This window comes from Antrihabitans spumae (assembly GCF_043944905.1).
GTDB lineage: Bacteria > Actinomycetota > Actinomycetes > Mycobacteriales > Mycobacteriaceae > Antrihabitans > Antrihabitans spumae.
Genome location: NZ_JBIMSN010000098.1, coordinates 62976 through 82436 on the forward strand (window position 1 = coordinate 62976; position 19461 = coordinate 82436).

Sequence of the window (19461 nt, forward strand, 5' to 3'; positions counted from 1 at the left end):
TTCGACCGAGAGCACCACGTTGGGAGCAGGTTAGTCGACCCGTCCCGTCCGTGAGCGATCGTTGGCCGCGTCAGTACGTGTTGGTCGTCGTTCTGTCGATACCCCAGATAGTTGCGAGCAGGCCGATGTAGAAGACCCAGATGATGATCCAGCCGACGGTGACGATGTAGCTCAGGATCAGGCCTGCCAAGGCCATACCTTCGCCCTGCTCGCCGGTTCGTTTGATCTGGCTCTGTGCGATGTGGCCGAAGATGATGCCGAGGATCGACGAGAGTCCGCAGAGTGCGATACCGGCGAGACCGCAGACGAGCGACGCGATCGCCATGCCGTTGGTCTTCTGCGCGGGATAGCCGTAACCCGGTGCGGGTTGTCCGTACATCGGTTGCTGCTGACCGTAAGGGTTTCCGTAGGGCGCCGGCGCCTGACCGTAGGGCGCCGGCGCTTGGCCATACTGCGCGGCATAGGGATCCGGCGTGGCGTAAGGATCGACTGGCTTATAGGGATCGTTCGGCTGACCGTACGGGTCGTAGGGCGGTTGTGACATGCGGGTTCCCCCCAGGGTTGTGGCAACGAGATGGCAAGTATGGCAGTTGGAGGAAAGTCCCGCCGCTCTGGTTTCTGTCGTTAGGCAAACTGGGCCTGAGCGCACATTATTCGTCGAAATTGACGGAAATCCCGCGAGTTCGGCCGAATAATGTAGGCCTAGGCCCACTCCGCCGATCGTGATGGAAACCCGCTCGCGGGCGGCCGCGGGGTGTGTGGCATCGGTATCGCTTCGAGCAGCGCACGCGTGTACGGATGCGTCGGATTTGTGAAAAGTGTTCGGGCACTAGCCGCTTCGACTATTTTGCCGCGATACATCACCACAACGTCGTGTGCGAGATTCCTGACAACCGACAGGTCGTGCGAAACGAACAGGTACGACATCCCTCTGGTGTCCTGCAGTTCGCGCAGCAGGTTGAGCACCCCGGCCTGAATCGAAACGTCGAGTGAGGAGACCGGTTCGTCGAGGACGAGCAATTCCGGATCGAGCGCCAAAGCCCTTGCGATGCTGATCCTTTGCTTCTGGCCACCCGAAAAGTCACCGGGGTAGCGGTCGGCGTGCTCGGTACGCAGACCGACGAGTTGCAGCAGCTCAGGAACGCGGCTGCGGACCGCCGCTCGGCTTCGACCCGCCAACCGCAGGGGTTCGGCCAGTACGTCGAAGATCGGCAAGCGCGGGTCGAGTGACGCGGTCGGATCCTGGAAGACGATCTGCATCCGACCCCTGATGTCGCGACGCTGCGCCTTCGTCAGCGTCGCCACGTCGTGCCCGAGCACCTGAATCGAACCCGACTCGGGGGCAACGAGATTCAGAATCTGCGTCAAGGCCGTCGACTTGCCGGACCCGGATTCGCCGACCAGTGCCAACGTACGACCCGCTTCGAGGGTGAAGCTGATGCCATCGACGGCGCGGATCTCACCCCGCTTGCGGCGGAAGACGATGCCACTGCTGATGGGATAGGTCTTGACGAGGTCGGTCACCTGGAGAACGACGGGGGTCTTCGGGGCGACGTCGTTCTCGGGCGGGTCCGGGTGTTGTTGCTGCTTCAGATAGGCCGCGAACAGCTCGTTGTCGTTGGTCTCTGCAGTTCGGATACATGCCGCGAGATGGGTCGGCGCGATCGGCTCGAGGTCGGGTTCGGCTGCACGGCAGTCGTCCAGTGCAAGCGGGCACCGCGGCGCAAAAGAGCATCCGGACGGCAGCGCGTGCATGGCGGGTGGGGCGCCGAGGATGGGGATGAGCGGAGCCCGCAGCGGACCGTCCATCCGCGGTATCGAACCCAGCAGACCGACCGTGTACGGCATGCGAGGTGCAGCGAAAAGCTCGTCTACGGGCGCTGTTTCGACGACCCGCCCGGCGTACATGACGACGACCCGGTCGGCCAACGTCGCTGCGATACCCATGTCGTGGGTGATCATCACGACGCCGGCGCCGGTGATGTCTCGCGCTTTCCGCAGCAGGTTCAGGATCTGCGCTTGGACGGTGACGTCGAGCGCGGTTGTCGGTTCGTCACAGATGATCAGAGCCGGGTCGTTCGCGATGGCGATGGCGATGACGACGCGTTGCCGCATGCCGCCCGAGAATTCGTGCGGAAACGCTTTGGCGCGGGCACGCGCATCCGGGATGCCAACCAGTTCGAGCAGTTCGACGGCACGTTCCCGTGCTGCTGCTCGGCCCTCGACGTTGCCGTGAGCGAGCAACGCCTCCGCGATCTGGTCGCCGACCCGATGAACCGGCGTCAGCGCCGACAGCGGATCTTGAAAGACCATGCTGATCGACGATCCACGCAGCTTGGACAGTTCTCTGTCGCCGAGTCCGAGCAGTTCGCGACCGCGGAGCTTGATCGAACCGGTCACGCGCGCATGCTCGGGCAGCAGACCCATCACGGCGAGCGATGCGACCGACTTGCCGGACCCGGATTCGCCGACGATCGCGACGACCTCGCCGTCGCCGACCGTGTAATCGATACCCCGAACGGCGTCGATGCGGCCCTCTTCGCTCGGGAAGCTCACCCGGAGGTCGGTGATCTCGAGCAGCGGCGCGCTCACGGCTTGTCCTTCCGCTTCTTGCGGGCGCCCTTGGCATTCGGGTCGAACGCGTCACGCAGTCCGTCGCCGACGAGGTTCGCCGACAGCACGGTCAAGACGAGCAGACCGCCGGCGAACATAAACAGCCACGGATACGTCGACGCCGATGCGGTGCCCATGTCTATCAGCGAGCCGAGCGAGACGTCGGGACGTTGGACGCCGAAACCGAGATAGCTCAGACCTGTTTCCGCGAGGACAGCACTGCCGACGGCGAGGGTCGCATCGATGATCAGGATGGACGCGATGTTCGGAATGATGTGGCTGACAACGATTTTGTGGGTCGGCGCTCCCATGTAGCGAGCGGCTTGGACGAATTCACGGTCGCGCAGGCTCAGCGTCATACCGCGCACGATTCGTGCGGTGATCATCCAGCCGAACACCGACAGCAACACGATCAGCAGCAGCACCGACTGGCTCGACTTCACGCGGGGAGTGAAGATCGCGATGATGATCAAGCTCGGGACGACCAGCAGCAGATCGACGACCCACATCAGCGCGCGGTCGGTCCACCCGCCGAGATAGCCGGCGAAGGCGCCGACGAGCGCGGCGATCGTGGTCGAGAAAAACGCGACGCAGAACGCGATGATCAGCGACTTCTGCAGTCCGCGCAGGGTCTGGGCGAGCACGTCCTGCCCGATCTGCGTCGTCCCGAAGGGGTGCTCGAGGCTCGGCGGCTGTAGCAGCGCCGTGTAGTCGAGTTCTTGATAGTCGTATTGCAGAAAAGGCGGCAGCGCGAAGGCTGCGACGAACAGCAACAGCAGGATCGTTGCGCCTGCTACTGCGGGTTTGTTGCGCAGGAAGCGGCGGAAGATGAGCGAGCGCCGACCCGACGGCAAACCGATCGTCTCTACCTTGGTGGCCAACTCGATTTCGGTCATCCGACCCGCACCCTCGGATCGAGTGCGGCATAAACGATGTCGGACAACAGACCCGACAGCAGCACGATCAGACCGGTGAACGACGTGACAGCGGCGACGATGTTCGTGTCCTGACTGTCGATACCCAACTTGATCCACTCGCCGACGCCGTGCCAGCCGAAGATGTTCTCGATGAACACCGCACCGGTGACCAGGCCGCCGAACCCGTAGGCGAAGAACGTCGCCATCGGAATCAATGCCGTCCGCAGTCCGTGCTTGAACAAGGCCTTGCGTCTAGTCAGCCCTTTGGCTCGCGCGGTTCGGATGAAGTCGCTGCCGAGGACGTCCAGCATGGCGTTGCGCTGATAGCGGCTGTAGGCCGCGATGCCACCGAGCGAGAGAGCGATCGTCGGTAGGACGAGATGCTGTGCGCGGTCGACGAGTTCGGCCCACATTCCGTCGATTGCGTTGGCGGAGGTCTGGCCGGTGAACTCGAAGATCTGCTCGCCCGTCGCCGCGTTGACTTCGATCGCGCCGAACTTCAACAGCGTGGCGAGCAGGAATACAGGTGTGCTGAGCAGCAACAACGAGACCGCTGTCGTGAAGTAGTCGCTGAATTTGTACTGCCTGATCGCACCGGCGGCACCGACCACAACACCCACGACCGCGCCGATGATCGAGCCGAGAATCAGCAACTGCAGGCTGATGCCGATTCGCCTGCCCAGTTCGTCACCGACAGGTTGACCGCCGAGGGTCTTGCCGAAATCACCGGTCACCGCGCCGCCGAGCCATTCGACGTAACGCTGTGGGATCGGATCGTTGAGCCGAAGTTCGTCGGCCTTCGCGTCGATCACGGATTGTGGCGGCCGCGGATTGGCCTCTTCGAACCGATCGAGGGGGCGGAACGTGAGTGATGCGAGGCTGAACGTCAGAAACGACGCCAACAGCAGCAGCACCGCGTAGTTGAGTGCCCGCCTCGCCAGGAAGCCGCCCATCTTCACCTTTCACCGAACGACCCCGAGAGCGAATGCTACGACACGCTCCCGATGCATCCCCTGCCACCACGGCGAGTCTGGACTCAGGCAGTATTGATCCGATGCAGCCCGATCTGAAACCGCGTCTTGTCGCGAGCGATGTCGACGGCACGCTGATGGACAACGACGAGTCGATCAGCGCGCGAACCAAGGCTGTCGTCGCAGCGGTCGTCGCAGACGGTGTTCCGTTCGTCCTCGCGACCGGACGTCCGCCGCGGTGGATTGCGCCTGTCGTCGACGGCCTCGGCTATGCACCGCTTGCGGTTTGTGGCAACGGCGCGGTGCTTTACGACGCCAACACCGACCGCATCCTCAGCGCACGGGTGCTCGACGTCGAAACGTTGGATTGGGTTGCCGCACTGGCCTTGACGGTATTGCCGGGCGCTGGGTTGGCCGCCGAACGGGTCGGCAAATCCGCGCACGATGCGACAACGCCGCAGTTCGTCAGCTCACCCGGCTACGAACATGCCTGGCTCAATCCGGACAACACCGAAACGTCGTCGGCCGACGTGTTGAGTTCGCCTGCGATAAAACTCCTGATCAGGCTGCCGTCCGCAACCAGTGAGTCGATGCGCGCTGCGCTTGCCCCGCTGGTCGGCGAGCGCGCCGACATCACCTACTCCACCAACAATGGCCTCATCGAGGTCTCGGCGCACGGCGTCACGAAAGCGTCCGGATTGCAGATGGTCGCCGAACAGCTCCGTCTCGACGCCTCGCACATGATCGCCTTCGGTGACATGCCGAACGATGTCCCGATGTTGACGATGGTCGGCCATGGCGTGGCGATGAAAAATGCGCATCCCGATGCCCTTGCCGCCGCCGACGAAGTGACGGACAGCAACCACGACGACGGGGTTGCCCGGGTACTCGAGCGTTGGTGGGGCTGAGCTAGGCACCGATGAATCTTGTGTGCTTCCACTCGGATTCCGGGAGCAAAGCCACAGGATTCTGGACGTTGGGTTAGAGGTCGAGTTCGATGTCCGAGCACGGCAAGCTGTTGCAGACGGTGATTCGTGCCAGCTGGTCACCGTCAGCTTCGAATTGCGTTGTGCCGCTGAGCTTTGGTGTCACGCAAGCGCGACAGAGCCCGCGCTCGCATCCGGTCGGCACTCGGATACCGGCGCTCGCAGCTGCTTCCAATAGAGTTGTGGCGCTGCCGATTTCGACCGAGCTGTCGCTACGTCGGAAGTGGACAGTATAGCGACGACCATCGTCTACGGGGCGTTCCAGTACAGGTGCGGTGAACGACTCCGTGTGGAAACGCTCGTCGGGCAGGCCTAGACCGCTCAATGCGGACTGTGCGAGTTCGATCATGGCAGGCGGCGCGCACACGAAGGTCTCGCGCTCGGCAACGTCGCCGACATGACGCTTGATCATGAGCTCGGAGAGCCGATCGTGAATGATGTAGCTGCGGCGCGAGGGCCGATCGGTGAAGAAGTGCACCGTGATTCCCGCCCGACGGGCGAGATCTCGCAGCTCGCGATCGAAGATGATCGACCGATCGTCGCGGTTGAAATAGAGCAGCACCGCGTCCGAACCCGCCGACTCACGAGCGATCCGGCGTAGCTGGGCAATGATCGGCGTGATTCCGACGCCACCGGCGATGAACAACGACTTGCGAGGTGTGGACCGCATCGCGAGACCGCCGGACGTCGTCGGTACACCGACGAGAGTCACGTACTTCCCGGCCCGCAGCTCGTCGTTGAGTCGGTTCGAGACGCGACCGTCGACAACACGCTTGATGCAGATCTCCATCGTGTTCGACGACTCGCTGTCGTGAACCAGGCTGTATTGACGCACCAGTACCTCGCCGCCGATTTCCATCCGGACCGACACGAACGCACCAGCTTCCCATTTCACGTCGTCCCAGCCGTGCGGTTTCTGCAGCCGGACCGAACGGGCCTGGCCCTTCGCCACCGACGTCGAAGACAGGACCTTCACCGGCACGTTGTAGAACCGCGGCTTGCCCAGGTACGGCGCCTCCGGCAACGTCTTGTACGCCGCCCCGAACGCGAGCCGGCGGACCAGTGAAAATGGCTGCGCCAGCAATCGCAACGGCCGGCCGTACTCCCGCTCGCCCAACGGGATCGACAAGCCCGCCAGTGTCTTCACGATGAGCGGCAGGGTGTCGAGCAGCGGTGTCTCGTGGTACGGAAGACCGTGCCGCGCAGCGATCTCTCGCACGGCCGGAGCGATTTCGCGTTGCTTCGAAGGGGGGAGGTCCGGGAAGAGGTGATGCTCGATGTGGGTGTCGAGACCGCCGTAGAAGATCCGGAAGTCGGGGCGATTGTCGAACGGCACCTCTTCGAGCAGGACGCGTTCGAGGTAGTTGTCCACCTCCGGGCTACGGAGAAAGTTTCGGGTCGCCCGAAACTGGCGTTCGTAGTACTGATCCGGCGTCTCGTCCGGTCCGGGATCTGCGAAGACTTCCAGCTCACCCGCGTGGTGTTCGATGAGGACGAGGAAGAGCACCGACGAGTACCCGCCGACGCCGCCGAGGTAGTTGGCGACAAGGGCAGGCAGAAAGTTCGAACCGGTCGTCAATGGTTCGCGTAGGTACCGCTGCACCGCATCACGCGCTGCGATTTCGGCGGGCGAGCGCAGCGTGTAGCCACTGAGGAAGGTTTGCCTGCGACCAGCCGGGCCACGTTCGCAAGGAAGAATGGGGAGGCCTGCGGAGCCGCAGCCAACAGTCCGCCGATGATCGCGGCCTGCGCTACGTGATGACCGAACCAATCCTGGCCCGCCATGCCGCGCGCGATGCTGTAGCCGAGGTCGTGATCCTTGCCGATGACGTTGGTGTTCGGGTGGTGCCCTTCGTGATGCATGACCTTCCAGTGGTCGACGTCGACGTTGAAGTCCCATCGGTACCGGTCCGAGTGGTACTCGCCGCCGTTGGGCAGGTCGTCGTAGCTGCCGTGGATGATGTTGTGCCCGAGTTCGGAGAACTGCATCACCCTGTACAGCGTTTCGAGCACGGCGGCGCGGACAACGGAACGAGGGCTGCCGTCGTGTAGCAACTCGACGCGCCTGGCGTTGATCGCCTGCCCGTATGCGGTGACGTTGCGGATGTGGTCGAGGTCGTCGTCGCCGACCTGGGCTTTGGTCGTGCGATACAAATTTTGCAGTTCCTCGGCGAGGCCGGTGTCGGCGCTGACAGCGATGGCGGTCGTCATGTTTTACAGATTAGGTAGATTTGTCCAACGGTTGAATGTTCACACAGGACAGTTATTTGGTATTTTCGGACAATGGTTGTTGCTCCGGTCTGGGCGGTCCCGCGCGGTACCGAGGGCGTGCGAATCATGGTTCAGGCTGGCATCGCACACGGAATGTCAGCCGGCGATTGCCTTACGGGTGCCGGACTGACCGAGCGCGACCTCGACGACGAGGGCGCGGAAATCTGGGCCCATCAGGAATTCGCGGTGATCCGCAATATCGTTCACCGACTCGGCGACCGCCCAGGCGTCGGCATAGAGGTCGGCATGCATTCGACGATCGGTCGATCAGGCGTGATCGGATTTATGCTGCTGGCCGGCCCGACATTGCGGGAGTCGGTCGAGCGGGCGATCCCCTTTCTCGCACTCTCGCCGACTCACCTGCGGTTTTCGATCGACAGCGACTCCGAAGACGCTTATGTGATGGCAGACGACAGCGAATTGCCTGCCGACATCAGGCCGTTCGTTGTCGAGCGTGACGTCGCTGGGCTTGCCGCCGCTTTGCGCAGTGTGCAGATCGACTTCACGCCGCTGCGGGTGGAAACGACGCTCGACCCGGAGCGCGCCGCATTGCTCGGACAGGTGTTGCGGATCTCCGCTGACTCTGTAGTTGCGGGCCAGCGGCGCAATCGGCTCGTCTTGCCGCGATCGATACTGGATCTTCGGTTGCCACAGGCGGATGAGAACACTGCACGCGCGTTCGAGCGGCAGTGTCACGAGCTCCTCGCGCGACGGTTAGGTCGCGTCGGCGTTGCCGGTCAGGTCCGCAGCCGGCTGCTCCACAATCCGGGGGACTTGCCGTCGATGCCCACCATCGCGGACGAGTTGCACATCGAGGCCCGGACCCTGCGTCGCCGCTTGGCTGCCGAGGGCACTTCCTTTCGTGCGCTGCTGGACGAGGTGCGGCGACAGCGTGCCATCGAGATGCTGGCCACGGAAGCGGGCGTCGAGGAGATCGCGAGCCAACTCGGCTACGCCGAGACAGCGAACTTCACCCATGCCTTCAAGCGCTGGGAAGGAATGGCGCCCAGCTACTTTCGCAAGGTCGGCCGAGCGGACGCACATTCGGGTTTGCCTCGGTAGAGGACCCACGGATCTTGTGTGCTTCCACTCGGATTCCGGGAGTAAAGCCACAGGATTTTGGCTCAGGCCCGCCAACCCTCGAATTGTTCGACGATCGCAGGGCGTGCGGCCTCCAGAACTGTCGAGAACCAGCTCGAGAACTCCGTCTCGGCGCGGCGCGCGGCCAACTCCCCCGCGTCGACGAAGGCCGTCGAATCGACCTCGTCGGCGTTCGGATTCAGCTTGTCTCCGACGAGGCCGACAAACAGATGGTTGTACTCGTGCTCGACTAGTTCGGAAATTGGATCGACATGGCGATATGTCACCGTCCCGGCCGACACCAAGGTTGTCGGCGCGACACCGAGCTCTTCGACGACGCGTCTCGTTGCGGCGAGGAACGGCGGCTCATCCGGATACGGGTGACCGCAGCAGGTATTCGACCAGATCCCCGGTGAGTGGTACTTCGACAAAGCTCTGCGCTGCAACAACATTCGACCGTCTTTGTCGAACAGAAAGACCGAAAACGCGCGGTGCAGCCGACCGGGAGCGCGATGCGCCGACAACTTCTCGGCCAGGCCGATGGTCGTCCCGTCGGGGTCGACGAGCTCGAGCAGTATCTCTGGCAACTCGTTGTCAGGAATCGTTTCGGCGGACATAACGCTCGATTATTCCTGGTGTTCGGTGCTCACCGCGCGGGAAGGCACGGTCCGTTGGGTGGCGGTTGGTGGCTGTAGCCCGGGTAGCAGGGCAAAGGTCCGGACGGGGCGGGTGCCGGTGCTGGCGCAGGGGCCCGTGGTGCCGGTGCGACGCCACCGACCGGCAGGCACGGACCGTCGGGTGCCGGCTGATGGGTGTAGCCCGGGTAGCACGGGAGTATTTCGGGCGCGCCCGGCGCGGGCGCGGGAGGTGGCGGCGGTGGCGGCGCTGGAGCGGGAGCCGGTGCCGGAGCCGGTGCGGGCGATGGTGCCGGCGCAGGGGCAGGCGCAGGAGGCGGTGCAACCGTCTCTTCGACGACAGGAGGCGCGGGAACGGTTGTCGGTGCAGGCGCAGATGTTGTGGTCGATCGAGCCGGCAACGCACTCGAGGACGGCAGAATCTGCGTTGTGTCGGTCGTATCCTCGACAGGATCGTCGGACGTGCCGCCCGCGAAGGCGAAGACCAACCAGGCGAACAGCGCGATGACCAGCAGAGCTGCGCCGGCGATCAGAGCTTTCCGTTTCGTCTCGGGATCGATGCTGCCACCCGACCGTGACGTCGGCTGCGGCGCGGCCGCGAGCGGAGCCGCGGCGACCGGGCGCTGCTCGGTGGTGAGTGCGTGCTGCAGGATCTGTCCGACTGTGCCGGCGGTGGTGACGCTGCCGTCCATTGCGCGCAGGGCGATCGTGGACATCTCCTGCGGAACTTCGGGCCTGAGTGTGTGCGGAGCCTGGGCGTCGACGACGCTTTCCGGCCAGATTCCGGTCAGCAGCAGGTAGAGCACCGCGCCGAGACCGACGATGTCCGATCCGGAATCGTTTCGGCTGGTTGTGGCTGGGAACGCGAGTACTGCCGCACCCTTGGGATCGATGCGGATGCGGCTGGAGTAATCGAGCGCGACCGCCAACCCGTCGCGGTGAGCGTTCTCCGCAACTTCGGCGAGCGGCTTGGTCGCCTTGGCAGCGGCGTTGGGAGCGAGTCCGGCCGCACCGATGTCGTCCAGCGAGGTGCCTGGTGTCCAGTCGGCGACGACGATCGTCTGATCGCCGTCGTCGTGGATGTCACGAATTCGGGCGATTGCAGGTGAATCGATCCGATTGAGACGCATGGTGCGGCCGCGGATGGATTCGAACGAATCCACCGCGCCCGCGACCAGGGTGAGTGCAACATCCAGTTTCTTTGTGGTGTCGTGTGCGCGCCAGAACTGCAGTCCGTCGCCGACGCCGTGCGCTTCGAGCAGTCGATAGCGCTCGCCGATCGTTACGCCCGGTTCGAGCGGTTGCTGATCGTCCATTCGCACATTGTCCAGGACAGCGGCGCAGTATTACGAATCGACGTTACCTGCGACACGCCCCTGCCACGCCCTAGCCGATCGGCTCCGGCGCAGGCACGATCGCCTCGGGGGCGGGTGCAGGCGCAGGTAGGGGAGCTGCAGCGTCACTCGGGTTGTTGTATTCCTCCGTGTAGGCGTCGTTGTAGGTCTTGAGAATCGCGGTGACGAAGCCCGTTGCCTGATTGAAGATCAGTGCGCCCTTTTCGAACTCGGTCTTGTAACCCTCGGGAATGGGAATCTCGTCGGTCAGCGGTAGCCCGAGTGCGCCGGAGTCCAGGCCCATCTCGATGAATTCCTGCAGGATCTTGCCGACGACCGTGACCAACTGTCCGCTCGGCGCGCTGTAGATGTAGCCGTTGGTGAATTTCGCGTACTGACGGCCGTCCTTGGCGGGCAGAATTCCGGACAATGCGGGTCCGAGCTGACCGAGCGGTCCGCCGAGTGCCGCCCAGCGTTGTGCGATCGGATGGGTGTCGGTCAGTCGAACGAGCTGCTCGGCGAGTGCAGGCAGGCCGCCGTTCTCCGCTGCGGACGGCGGTGTCGGTCGCGCCGGGGCGGGGGAAGAGTCGGCATCGGTGCCGGCATCGGGGAGCTGATCTGCGTCGGGAGCACTTGCCTGAACGTCCGAGCCGGACGAATTGACTGTGCGCTCCGCGATGTCACGGATCTTGTCCATGTCGTTGTATGCGGCCTCACCAGCGCATTCGGTGTTGCCGACGTCGCGGTGCGCGAAGATCACCGGCAGTTCTACCTCTTCACCCTCGGCGTACGGGGTGAATTCGGTGCCTTCGGAGTACATCGTCGTTGTGCCCTGCCGGTCTAGGCCGCCCTGGACCTGCAAGCGCCAGCCGATGAACTTGCCGGTCGACTCGAGTGTCGCCTTCGACGGTTCGACCTCGTCGTAGTTGCCCATCATCGCGACGCCGACGGTGTTCTCGTTGAACCCACCCGCGTGTGCGCCCTGAACCGGCTTGTCGAGCCCACCTGCGCGGCCTTCGAAGATCTGGCCGTACTTGTCGACGAGTGCGTTGTAGCCGATGTCGCACCAATCGAGGGTTTGCGCGTGGTACGCGTAGATCGCTCGCACGATCTCGGCGGACTCTTTTTTGGTGTAGTCGTTGCTGCCTGCGGTGTGGTGCACGGTGGCACCACCGATGAAGTCGTCGTAGGTGGGTTCCCCGCAGCGAATGGATTCGTCTGCGCCCCACTTCGCGCGGGTGATCACTTTCGGTCCACCACTGGAGAGCGGTTCGGCGATGTCCTCGAGTGCGTCGTCGTTCGGCGCGGAGCCTGGATCGATCAGGACGACCGACAGATCCTCGCCTGGTGCCGGGTCTTCACGCATCGGCTTCGAGAAGGATGCGGGCACGTAGCCGAGCGGGGCCGGAGCCTGATCGCTCGCGGGAGCGGGTGCAGCAGGAGCGGGTACAGAGGGCGCGGCAGGCGCAATCGCAGGCGCAGTCTTGCGCGTCACCAAAACCTGTGCTGCCGTTGTGTTTCCGACGTAGATCGGCTCGGTGCCGGTCTTCGCGCCGGCGGGTGTGCCGTCGTTGCGACGGGTGTCGATCTGCTCGGTCGACAACCACGGACCCCATTCGCCGTTCGGCTGCTTCACCCGAACTCGGGCGTCCGCGGAGGTCAGGTCTTTCGCCGTCAGCGCGACCATGCTGAACGGAGTTTCCCGCGACACTTCCTTCACCGTCGTGCCGAGGCGATCGACGATGTCGGGCGGTAGCTGATCGGGCGCGATGGGCGTGCCTGGGTCGGCCGGCAGCGCACCGCCTGTGATGCCGTCCAGATTCGGCAGTGGAATCTCGGACGGAATCGGCAGACCTTCCGGGATCGGCAGGCCTTCGGGAACCGGAATCCTTGCCGGAATCGGCAGGTTCTTCAGATCGCTCAGGCGCAGGTCGGGGAGGTTCAGGCCGGTGAGCTCTTTGAGCGGCACGACGATGTCGGGCAGTGATGCCAGGACCATCTCGGCGATGTCGGTGGGTACCGACGTCATGTTGGTCGACTGGACGTTGTCGTCACGTGAGCTGTCGGTGAGCGTCGAGGCCACGAACGGGCTGGCAACGGCAAGCGATGCCACTGCGGCAAGGACGATCGAATTCTTCGGTCGGCGGTGCGGCAAGAGAATCTCCCTGATAGTTGTTGCGGCCGTGGTGCATCCCGTGCGGCGTTCGTGTAGCCATGCAGTCCTCGGCAGCAGGGTCCGATTGTTCGGACCCGGTGCGTCCAAGGCGTGCAACCGCTCGGGTGTGTCTGAAACTTGTGATGCGGATGTTACTTATGGGGCTTATGTTGCTAAGTAGCGCCGCAGTTGCCACACTAGCCACAATTACCCCAACTCTCAACCTCCAGTAGAGAGTTAAAGATGTGTCGAGCGAGGCAACGCGAGGAGCACCCCGAAATGCGCAACATCCGAGCCGGACGATGGTTGGTCAAAGGGCCAGGTGGGGCGTCTCCAGGGCGTAAGAAGCGCTTCACCGCAGGCCGACCTCTGCGCAGCGGCTGGCGACCCGCGACCGGTGGCTGGGCCGCCGCCGCAATGGTTCCCGCACTGATTTTTGCTGCGGCAGGGACACATTGGTTGACGTCGAGCGTCGACGTCACGCCGACCGGCGATCCCGAACCGATCGCCGAACGCGGCTCGGGCCACGGACGTGGACTCGGTCAGTACGGTGCCCTCGACTACGCCAAAAAGGGGTGGAGCGCGGAACAGATTGTCGCGCACTACTATCCGGACGCGACGATCGGAACGCTGCCGACGACGCAGATCACCGTTCGCCTGCAGGGTCGCGACGACAAGACCCTCGACGTGTATTCCGACTCCGGGCTCAGCGTTGCAGGCAGGCAAGCGGCGCCCGGCGAAGCCGTGCACCTCACGCCGACCGCGTCGGGTGCCAACGTCACCATCACCGCGGGCTGCACAGGCAATGTCGTCTGGGAGGGGCAGACGGACAATCCGTGGGTCGACCCGATCGATCCCGGACCCGCTCGTCCTGCCGCCGAACATCTCACGCTGTGCGACGGGGATACGGCCTATCGCGGCTCGCTCGGCGTCGCGCTCGACGGTGCCGCATTCCGCACCGTCAACTACGTCGACATCGAGGACTACCTGCTTGCAGTCGTCCCCGTCGAGATGCAACCCAACTGGGCCGATCAGGGTGGAGCGGAAGCGCTTCGCGCACAAGCGATCGCAGCGCGGTCCTACGCCGCTGCCGAGAAGCGCACCGACTACGCGCAGACCTGCGACACCACCGATTGCCAGGTGTACGGCGGTTCGGGCACCGAAGACGAGCGGACCACGACGGCGGTCGAATCCACCAGAGGCGTCGTACTGATGAAGGGCGGCGCAGTCCTACGCGCCGAGTACTCGGCATCCAGCGACGCTGACGGTGAAGGTGAGGACGCGCTCGCGTCGGCTCCGCCTGCTTCGGTCCCCGGCGTGAAGCCGGACCCGACCGCGCCGGACTCGACGAACCCGGCAACCCCGAAGCTCGGTGAGACCGAAGTCGTTGGGCCGCTGTCACCGATCGACGAGAAGTACCGCGAGCTAGGCGGTTTGGACAGTTCGCTCGGCGCGCCGGTCGGCCCGGAATTCCTGTTGCCCGAAGGTGCCGGAAAGTTCCGGATCTATGGCAACGGCGTCATCGTGTGGACCGAGACGCTCGGTGCACGTGCGATGGACGCCAGCTTCCTCACCGAAAACCTGGACGCACTAACCGAGTAGACGCGTCGCTTCGGTCTGGAGTTCGGCTGCGTCGGTGAGGTATTTCGCGATCACCTGCAGGTGTTCGTCGGAGTAGTCGTCGAGCTGTCCGCGGAGCAGGCGGACGAGGTCGTCGAAGAGCGGCAGATTATCGATCTCGTACTGCGGGTTGAACTCGACCAGAATCTTGCGTCCATCGTCCGGATGCGGGACGCGACGTGCTGCGCCGATGGCTTCGAGTCTGCCGATCAGTCCGGTGATCGACGCGGGAGCAAGCCCGGAGCGTTCGGCAAGCTGGCCGGCCGTCATAGGTCCGTAGCGGACGATGAGGTCGAGCGCTTTGGCGTCGGAAGGATGGCTGAGACCCTGCAGCTGCGCGAGGCGTGAGTGATAGAGAACGGCTGCTGTGCTGAGGACTCGGCCGCCCATCAGCACAGCGCCTACCAGGGTTTCTCGCTCGCTGGGAGGGCTATCGCCTGGCTCGGTCGGCACCGATCAACTTTAACGCCTCGGCGTGGGACGGAAATGTGGGAACGAGTCCGTCGGCGGTCGCCCTTCGAAAACGACGCACAAACGAGGCACGTCCGGAAGCCGCGGACCTCGATCGGATTAGGCTTTCCGCAAACCATTTGTGGCTCGGCATGGCGGAGGGAGATTTGTGGCGCACTACCTGCTGGCGGCCAGCCCACTGCCCGGCCATGTGCTTCCGATGCTGCATATAGCGGCTGACCTGCGCCGTCGTGGACACGAGGTAGAACTGCTGACCAGCGTCGACTACGACGCTGCGATCACGGCGTCCGGCGCACGAGCAATAGCGCTCCCCGATGCGGCAATACCCCATCCGCCGGAGCTGAAGCTACCGCGTTGGATGCCACGACTGATGCGTGGTTGGCTCACAGGCCGTGCTGACCTGCGTGCGGTGTTCATCGCGCCGCTGGAGCAGCAGCATCAAGCGTTGCGAACCGCGATGGACACAAAGCCGGTCGACGCGATCCTTGTCGATGTCGCGTTCGTCGGCGTGCTCCCACTGCTGCTCAGTGACGAACCCCGGCCGCCCGTGCTGGTCTGCGGAGTCGCGCCGCTCGCGTTGTCCAGCGTCGACACACCACCGTTCGGTGTCGGCTGGCAGCCCATGCCCAACGTGAACTACGACGTGATGACGCGAGTGGTGCACCGCGTGATGTTCGCCGCGATCCGGCGCGAGCTCGACCGAACCTTGCACACGACAGGGCGAGGCAGGTCGCCGGTCTTCATCACCGACTGGCCAGTTTTGGCAGATCGGGTGCTGCAGCTGACGGTGCCGGAGTTCGAGTATCCACGCCGCGACATGCCGGAGACAGTGCTGTTCACCGGTCCCGTTCTGCCGGACCCGCCTCCTGCACAACCTGTTCCGGACTGGTGGAGCGATTTGGACGGACCGGCGGCAGTGATCTTGGTGACGCAGGGGACGTGGGACAACAACGACCTCGACCAGCTGATCGGACCGACGATCGAGGCGTTGGCCGACCAAGACTGCCTCGTTGTCGCGACGACAGGTCGGCCGACAACGCGGGGGCCTCGGCTGACGGCAGCGAATGCGCGCGTCGTCGACTACGTCCCCTACGGACAGTTGCTACCTCGCGTCGACGTCATGATCACCAACGGTGGTTATGGCGGTGTGCACTACGCGCTCGCGCACGGAGTGCCGCTGATCGTTGCGGGCGACACCGCCGACAAACCGGAAATCGCTGCCAGGATCGCCTACATAGGCGCAGGCATCGACATGGGAACGGGTAGGCCGACGCCGCGTGCGATCGCGGCAGCTGTGCGTCGTGTGCTCGACACCCCCGACTATCGCGTCGCTGCTCAGCGTATGCAACGCCGTATCGCCACCTTCGACGCGCTCGACACGATCCACGGCGTTCTGCGGGACGTCTGTCACAACGGAGGAATGGGCCTGAGCACCCAAGATTCGCTCGACTAGTCAGTTTTCCGCCGATTGCCTCAGATAGTGGGCGCCTAGGCCCACTTGACGGGGAACTTCGAACGCAATAATTTTTCGTTAGGCCGAACGAAATATCTGTGGAGGAGGAAACGATGGCAAAAGCGCTGATAGTCGGCGGTGGGGTAGCGGGACCGGTGGCGGCGATGGCCTTGCAGCGAGCGGGAATCGACTCGACCGTCTACGAGCGTTATCCGCGTGCGGCGACGGACATCGGAGCTTTCCTAACCTTCGCCGTCAACGGCATGGACGCGTTGCGGGCGATCGACGCGAACACGGTTGTCACCGGCCTCGGCTTTCCGACGCCGACGCTCGTATTCCGCAGTGGCACAGGCAAGGTACTCGGTCAGATACCGCTCGGCGGCTCGCTCGCTGACGGCACCGTAACGCACACGATCAAACGAGCAGAGTTGTACGGCGCACTGCAGGACGAAGCGAGGCGTCGAGGGGTCGCAGTCGAATACGGCCGCACGTTCCTCACCGCCGAAGCGCTGCCGGGCGGCGGGGTTCGTGCTCTGTTCGAGGATGGGTCGACGGCCGACGGCGACCTCCTGATCGGTGCGGACGGCATCCGGTCCACGGTCAGGCAGGTCATCGACCCTGGTGCGCCGAAGCCGCGGTCGCTGCCTGTGCTCAATGTGGGCGGGTATGTGCCGAGCGGAAAGGTGCCGGTTCCGGTCGAACCCGGAACCTTCGAGATGATGTTCGGCAAAAGGTGCTTCTTCGCGTACACGCTGAACGAGAACGGCGAGATCTGGTGGTTCGCCAATCCGCCTCGGCGCCGGCAGCCCACCGCCGAAGAAGTCGACGCCATCACCGACGCCCAGTGGCGTTCCGAACTGCGCGACCTGCTGTCCGTGGACAACAGCCCCGCAACGGAAATCATCGACGCGACACCCGGTGAGATCCGGGCCTGGCCGACCTTCGACCTACCGGAAGTGCCTGTGTGGCATCGAGATTCGATGATCGTGATCGGAGACGCCGCGCACGCGACGTCGCCCGCATCCGGACAGGGCGCTTCCATGGCAATCGAAGACGCCGTGATCCTGGCCAAATGCCTTCGCGATCAACCGGATACAGCCACCGCTTTCACCGTCTACGAGACTCTGCGCCGTACCCGGGTCCAGCGCATCGTTGCTGCCGGGGCGAAGTCGAGCAACAGCAAGGCCGTCGGTCCGGTCGGTCGGGTGATCCGCGATGCGATGCTGCCGATGTTTCTGAAGAAGATGGCGAAAGGCGGCGACAAGTCGGCGGCCTTCATGTTCGATCACCACATCGATTGGGACGCAGCAATTTCTGTCCGCTGAGCATGGCTTTCGACCGACCGATTGCATCTACGTATATGGATACGTATAGTCGGAATCGGGAGGTCGTACATGCCAAACAAAACAATCTATGTGTCCGACGAGGATCAACCGCTGTTTGCGCGCGCACAAGAGTTGGTCGGTGGGAACCTGTCCGGAGCGATCGTCGCAGCACTGCGGCGGTTCATCGAGATCGAAGAGGGGCGCATCGCCGGCTTCGATGAGGTTGTACTGCGGGTCGGCCCGGATGGTGCTCGCAGACAACGCTTTTCGGGGCGACTGCTCGCCGATTGGAGTCGCGACAGCGACGACGGCCACGTGCACGATCGGTATCGGATCTATCAGGGCCGATCGGGAAAGTTCGTTGTGCATCTCCAGCGCTCGGATTGGTCCGAATGGACCGAATGGCGCAAGGGCGCCACGGGAAACTGGCTCAAGGATCTGATCGGCATTCACAGTCTCCGAAGCATGCTTGGGGTCGGGAGTCTGGACTGGGGTGCGTACACCCTCGATGTGGTCGATTCGCTCGACGAACTGCGAAGTCTCGTTCCCGCGAAGTTGTACCGGATCGTCGTCGATGCAGTAGAGAACCCGCATATCGAGGATCTCGACGTCTGAGGCCTACCGGCCGGCAGAGACCAGGTTTCCGCATCTGAACGAACCGAACACGGCGGTTGGTCGCCGTGGCGGTAACACATGCTTATATGCGCATTAATTGATGAGATCAACAAACCCGATGGTGGACAAGTCGCCGAAATAGGGACTTGCGCAACCCTCTGCTCAGTGTCACTATCTACCAGTAGTCATTAACACTGAGTAGTACGAGGAGGTGTTCGGTGGGCAAACAGATGACAGAACTGCTCAAGGGCACGTTGGAGGGCATCGTCCTCGCGATCCTGTCCGTCCGCGCTGCGTACGGGTACGAGATCACGACGTGGCTACGGGAGCAGGGCTTCTCCGATATCGCGGAGGGCACGATCTACGCCCTGCTCGTCCGGATCGAAAAGCGCGGCCTCGTCGACGTGGAGAAGATCCCGTCGGAAAAGGGTCCGCCGCGCAAGGTGTATTCCCTCAACGCTGCGGGACAGGACTATCTCGACGAGTTCTGGAGGACATGGAGCTTCCTCTCGGAACGACTTCAGCAGCTCCACGACGGAGGTAGATGACCATGTCCGACTCGAAGCCGATCTCGAAACTCGCCTCGAAGGTGCTCGGCGATTTCGGCGAAAAACGGCGGTGGCGCCAGTACAAGGTGCGGGTGAAGCAGCTGCCCGAGAACTATCGCGAGGCGGTCCAAGCCTTCGAGCGGTACCTGATGGTCTTGGGACCGGGCGGCGGCGTGGCGATCTTCGACGATCTCATCGATCTGTTCGAACAGAGTGCGGCGGCCGGAACACCGATCCGTGAGGTCGTCGGCGACGACCCTGTCGAATTCATCGACGAATTCGCCCAGAACTACCAAGAGGATTCGTGGAAAAACCGCGAACGCGAACGGCTGACCGACGCGATCGAGCGTGCAGCCGGCGACACCGGAACAGAAAGGTAGGCCGCCCGACATGACGACACAACAACTAGCCCGGATCTTTCACGCGGGGCGCGTGCTGGCCTGAGCGGTTCGGGTTGATGGTTTCGA

Annotated in this window: 18 protein-coding genes; 8 read left to right on the forward strand and 10 right to left on the reverse strand. The window is 63.6% G+C overall.

Translation table 11 applies throughout. The features are described 5' to 3' along the window. Positions 1-70 precede the first annotated feature (70 nt). The 4 genes from ACHIRB_RS21480 to ACHIRB_RS21495 all read right to left on the reverse strand — a co-directional run bounded on the left by ACHIRB_RS21480 (position 71) and on the right by ACHIRB_RS21495 (position 4483). On the reverse strand, positions 71-544 hold the full coding sequence (locus ACHIRB_RS21480) for a DUF4190 domain-containing protein (RefSeq protein ID WP_395124941.1): 474 nt from the start codon (positions 542-544) through the stop codon (positions 71-73). Positions 545-702: 158 nt separating this feature from the next. Then, complete coding sequence (locus tag ACHIRB_RS21485; RefSeq protein ID WP_395124940.1) at positions 703-2592, reverse strand: dipeptide ABC transporter ATP-binding protein; 1890 nt, start codon at positions 2590-2592, stop codon at positions 703-705. Continuing rightward, the gene (locus ACHIRB_RS21490; protein ID WP_395114073.1) at positions 2589-3509 is read right to left on the reverse strand and encodes an ABC transporter permease; all 921 of its coding nucleotides are present in this window, start codon (positions 3507-3509) and stop codon (positions 2589-2591) included. The genes ACHIRB_RS21485 and ACHIRB_RS21490 overlap by 4 nt, the downstream gene beginning before the upstream one ends. After that, on the reverse strand, positions 3506-4483 hold the full coding sequence (locus tag ACHIRB_RS21495) for an ABC transporter permease (protein ID WP_395114072.1): 978 nt from the start codon (positions 4481-4483) through the stop codon (positions 3506-3508). The genes ACHIRB_RS21490 and ACHIRB_RS21495 overlap by 4 nt, the downstream gene beginning before the upstream one ends. 101 nt (positions 4484-4584) lie before the next feature. Between ACHIRB_RS21495 and ACHIRB_RS21500 the strand changes: the two genes are divergently transcribed. Then, complete coding sequence (locus tag ACHIRB_RS21500; RefSeq protein WP_395124939.1) at positions 4585-5409, forward strand: HAD family hydrolase; 825 nt, start codon at positions 4585-4587, stop codon at positions 5407-5409. A 73-nt stretch (positions 5410-5482) separates the two neighbouring features. Here the strand turns inward: ACHIRB_RS21500 and ACHIRB_RS21505 are convergent, their stop codons facing one another. Next, positions 5483-7066 (reverse strand): fatty acid desaturase, encoded by a 1584-nt coding sequence (locus ACHIRB_RS21505; protein ID WP_395124938.1) that lies wholly within the window; start codon positions 7064-7066, stop codon positions 5483-5485. Next, a complete protein-coding gene (locus tag ACHIRB_RS21510) occupies positions 7063-7698 on the reverse strand; it encodes a fatty acid desaturase family protein (RefSeq protein WP_395124937.1) in 636 nt (211 codons plus the stop codon). The genes ACHIRB_RS21505 and ACHIRB_RS21510 overlap by 4 nt, the downstream gene beginning before the upstream one ends. Before the next feature lie 72 nt (positions 7699-7770). Here ACHIRB_RS21510 and ACHIRB_RS21515 point away from each other — a divergent pair, with 72 nt between their 5' ends. After that, positions 7771-8820 carry an AraC family transcriptional regulator gene (locus ACHIRB_RS21515; RefSeq protein WP_395124936.1) on the forward strand — a complete coding sequence of 350 codons (1050 nt, stop codon included), beginning with the start codon at positions 7771-7773 and terminating at the stop codon, positions 8818-8820. A gap of 62 nt (positions 8821-8882) precedes the next feature. Here ACHIRB_RS21515 and idi read toward each other — a convergent pair whose 3' ends face one another. The 3 genes from idi to ACHIRB_RS21530 form a co-directional block, all read right to left on the reverse strand. Continuing rightward, a complete protein-coding gene (idi, locus tag ACHIRB_RS21520; RefSeq protein WP_395124935.1) occupies positions 8883-9455 on the reverse strand; it encodes an isopentenyl-diphosphate Delta-isomerase in 573 nt (190 codons plus the stop codon). 29 nt (positions 9456-9484) lie between these two features. Continuing rightward, a complete protein-coding gene (locus ACHIRB_RS21525) occupies positions 9485-10789 on the reverse strand; it encodes a protein kinase family protein (RefSeq protein WP_395124934.1) in 1305 nt (434 codons plus the stop codon). Positions 10790-10859: 70 nt separating this feature from the next. Further along, positions 10860-12962, reverse strand: a complete 2103-nt coding sequence (locus tag ACHIRB_RS21530) for an N-acetylmuramoyl-L-alanine amidase (protein WP_395127771.1) — start codon at positions 12960-12962, stop codon at positions 10860-10862. 279 nt (positions 12963-13241) lie between these two features. Here ACHIRB_RS21530 and ACHIRB_RS21535 point away from each other — a divergent pair, with 279 nt between their 5' ends. Beyond that, positions 13242-14564 (forward strand): SpoIID/LytB domain-containing protein, encoded by a 1323-nt coding sequence (locus ACHIRB_RS21535; RefSeq protein ID WP_395124933.1) that lies wholly within the window; start codon positions 13242-13244, stop codon positions 14562-14564. Here the strand turns inward: ACHIRB_RS21535 and ACHIRB_RS21540 are convergent. After that, positions 14553-15035: a MarR family winged helix-turn-helix transcriptional regulator gene (locus ACHIRB_RS21540; RefSeq protein ID WP_395114062.1), complete on the reverse strand. Its 483-nt coding sequence runs from the start codon at positions 15033-15035 to the stop codon at positions 14553-14555. The two genes, ACHIRB_RS21535 and ACHIRB_RS21540, sit on opposite strands and share 12 nt — an antisense overlap. A gap of 166 nt (positions 15036-15201) precedes the next feature. Between ACHIRB_RS21540 and ACHIRB_RS21545 the strand changes: the two genes are divergently transcribed. The 5 genes from ACHIRB_RS21545 (at position 15202) to ACHIRB_RS21565 (ending at position 19374) form a co-directional block, all read left to right on the forward strand. Beyond that, positions 15202-16506 (forward strand): glycosyltransferase, encoded by a 1305-nt coding sequence (locus tag ACHIRB_RS21545; protein WP_395114061.1) that lies wholly within the window; start codon positions 15202-15204, stop codon positions 16504-16506. A gap of 113 nt (positions 16507-16619) precedes the next feature. Then, positions 16620-17831, forward strand: coding sequence for an FAD-dependent oxidoreductase (locus ACHIRB_RS21550; RefSeq protein WP_395114060.1), 1212 nt, complete (start codon positions 16620-16622; stop codon positions 17829-17831). A gap of 69 nt (positions 17832-17900) precedes the next feature. Next, positions 17901-18446: an EXLDI protein gene (locus ACHIRB_RS21555; protein WP_395114059.1), complete on the forward strand. Its 546-nt coding sequence runs from the start codon at positions 17901-17903 to the stop codon at positions 18444-18446. A 218-nt stretch (positions 18447-18664) separates the two neighbouring features. Then, a complete protein-coding gene (locus ACHIRB_RS21560; RefSeq protein ID WP_307829643.1) occupies positions 18665-18994 on the forward strand; it encodes a PadR family transcriptional regulator in 330 nt (109 codons plus the stop codon). Continuing rightward, positions 18991-19374, forward strand: a complete 384-nt coding sequence (locus ACHIRB_RS21565) for a DUF1048 domain-containing protein (RefSeq protein ID WP_395127772.1) — start codon at positions 18991-18993, stop codon at positions 19372-19374. The genes ACHIRB_RS21560 and ACHIRB_RS21565 overlap by 4 nt, the downstream gene beginning before the upstream one ends. The last annotated feature ends 87 nt before the right edge of the window (positions 19375-19461 follow it).

Bases quoted from the DNA above. Each gene is read 5' to 3' on its own strand.
- ACHIRB_RS21480 (WP_395124941.1), bottom strand. From the start codon at position 544: ATGTCACAACCGCCCTACGACCCGTACGGTCAGCCGAACGATCCCTAT.
- ACHIRB_RS21490 (WP_395114073.1), bottom strand. From the start codon at position 3,509: ATGACCGAAATCGAGTTGGCCACCAAGGTAGAGACGATCGGTTTGCCG.
- ACHIRB_RS21495 (WP_395114072.1), bottom strand. From the start codon at position 4,483: ATGGGCGGCTTCCTGGCGAGGCGGGCACTCAACTACGCGGTGCTGCTG.
- ACHIRB_RS21500 (WP_395124939.1), top strand. From the start codon at position 4,585: ATGCAGCCCGATCTGAAACCGCGTCTTGTCGCGAGCGATGTCGACGGC.
- ACHIRB_RS21510 (WP_395124937.1), bottom strand. From the start codon at position 7,698: ATGACGACCGCCATCGCTGTCAGCGCCGACACCGGCCTCGCCGAGGAA.
- ACHIRB_RS21515 (WP_395124936.1), top strand. From the start codon at position 7,771: ATGGTTGTTGCTCCGGTCTGGGCGGTCCCGCGCGGTACCGAGGGCGTG.
- idi (WP_395124935.1), bottom strand. From the start codon at position 9,455: ATGTCCGCCGAAACGATTCCTGACAACGAGTTGCCAGAGATACTGCTC.
- ACHIRB_RS21525 (WP_395124934.1), bottom strand. From the start codon at position 10,789: ATGGACGATCAGCAACCGCTCGAACCGGGCGTAACGATCGGCGAGCGC.
- ACHIRB_RS21535 (WP_395124933.1), top strand. From the start codon at position 13,242: ATGCGCAACATCCGAGCCGGACGATGGTTGGTCAAAGGGCCAGGTGGG.
- ACHIRB_RS21550 (WP_395114060.1), top strand. From the start codon at position 16,620: ATGGCAAAAGCGCTGATAGTCGGCGGTGGGGTAGCGGGACCGGTGGCG.
- ACHIRB_RS21555 (WP_395114059.1), top strand. From the start codon at position 17,901: ATGCCAAACAAAACAATCTATGTGTCCGACGAGGATCAACCGCTGTTT.
- ACHIRB_RS21565 (WP_395127772.1), top strand. From the start codon at position 18,991: ATGACCATGTCCGACTCGAAGCCGATCTCGAAACTCGCCTCGAAGGTG.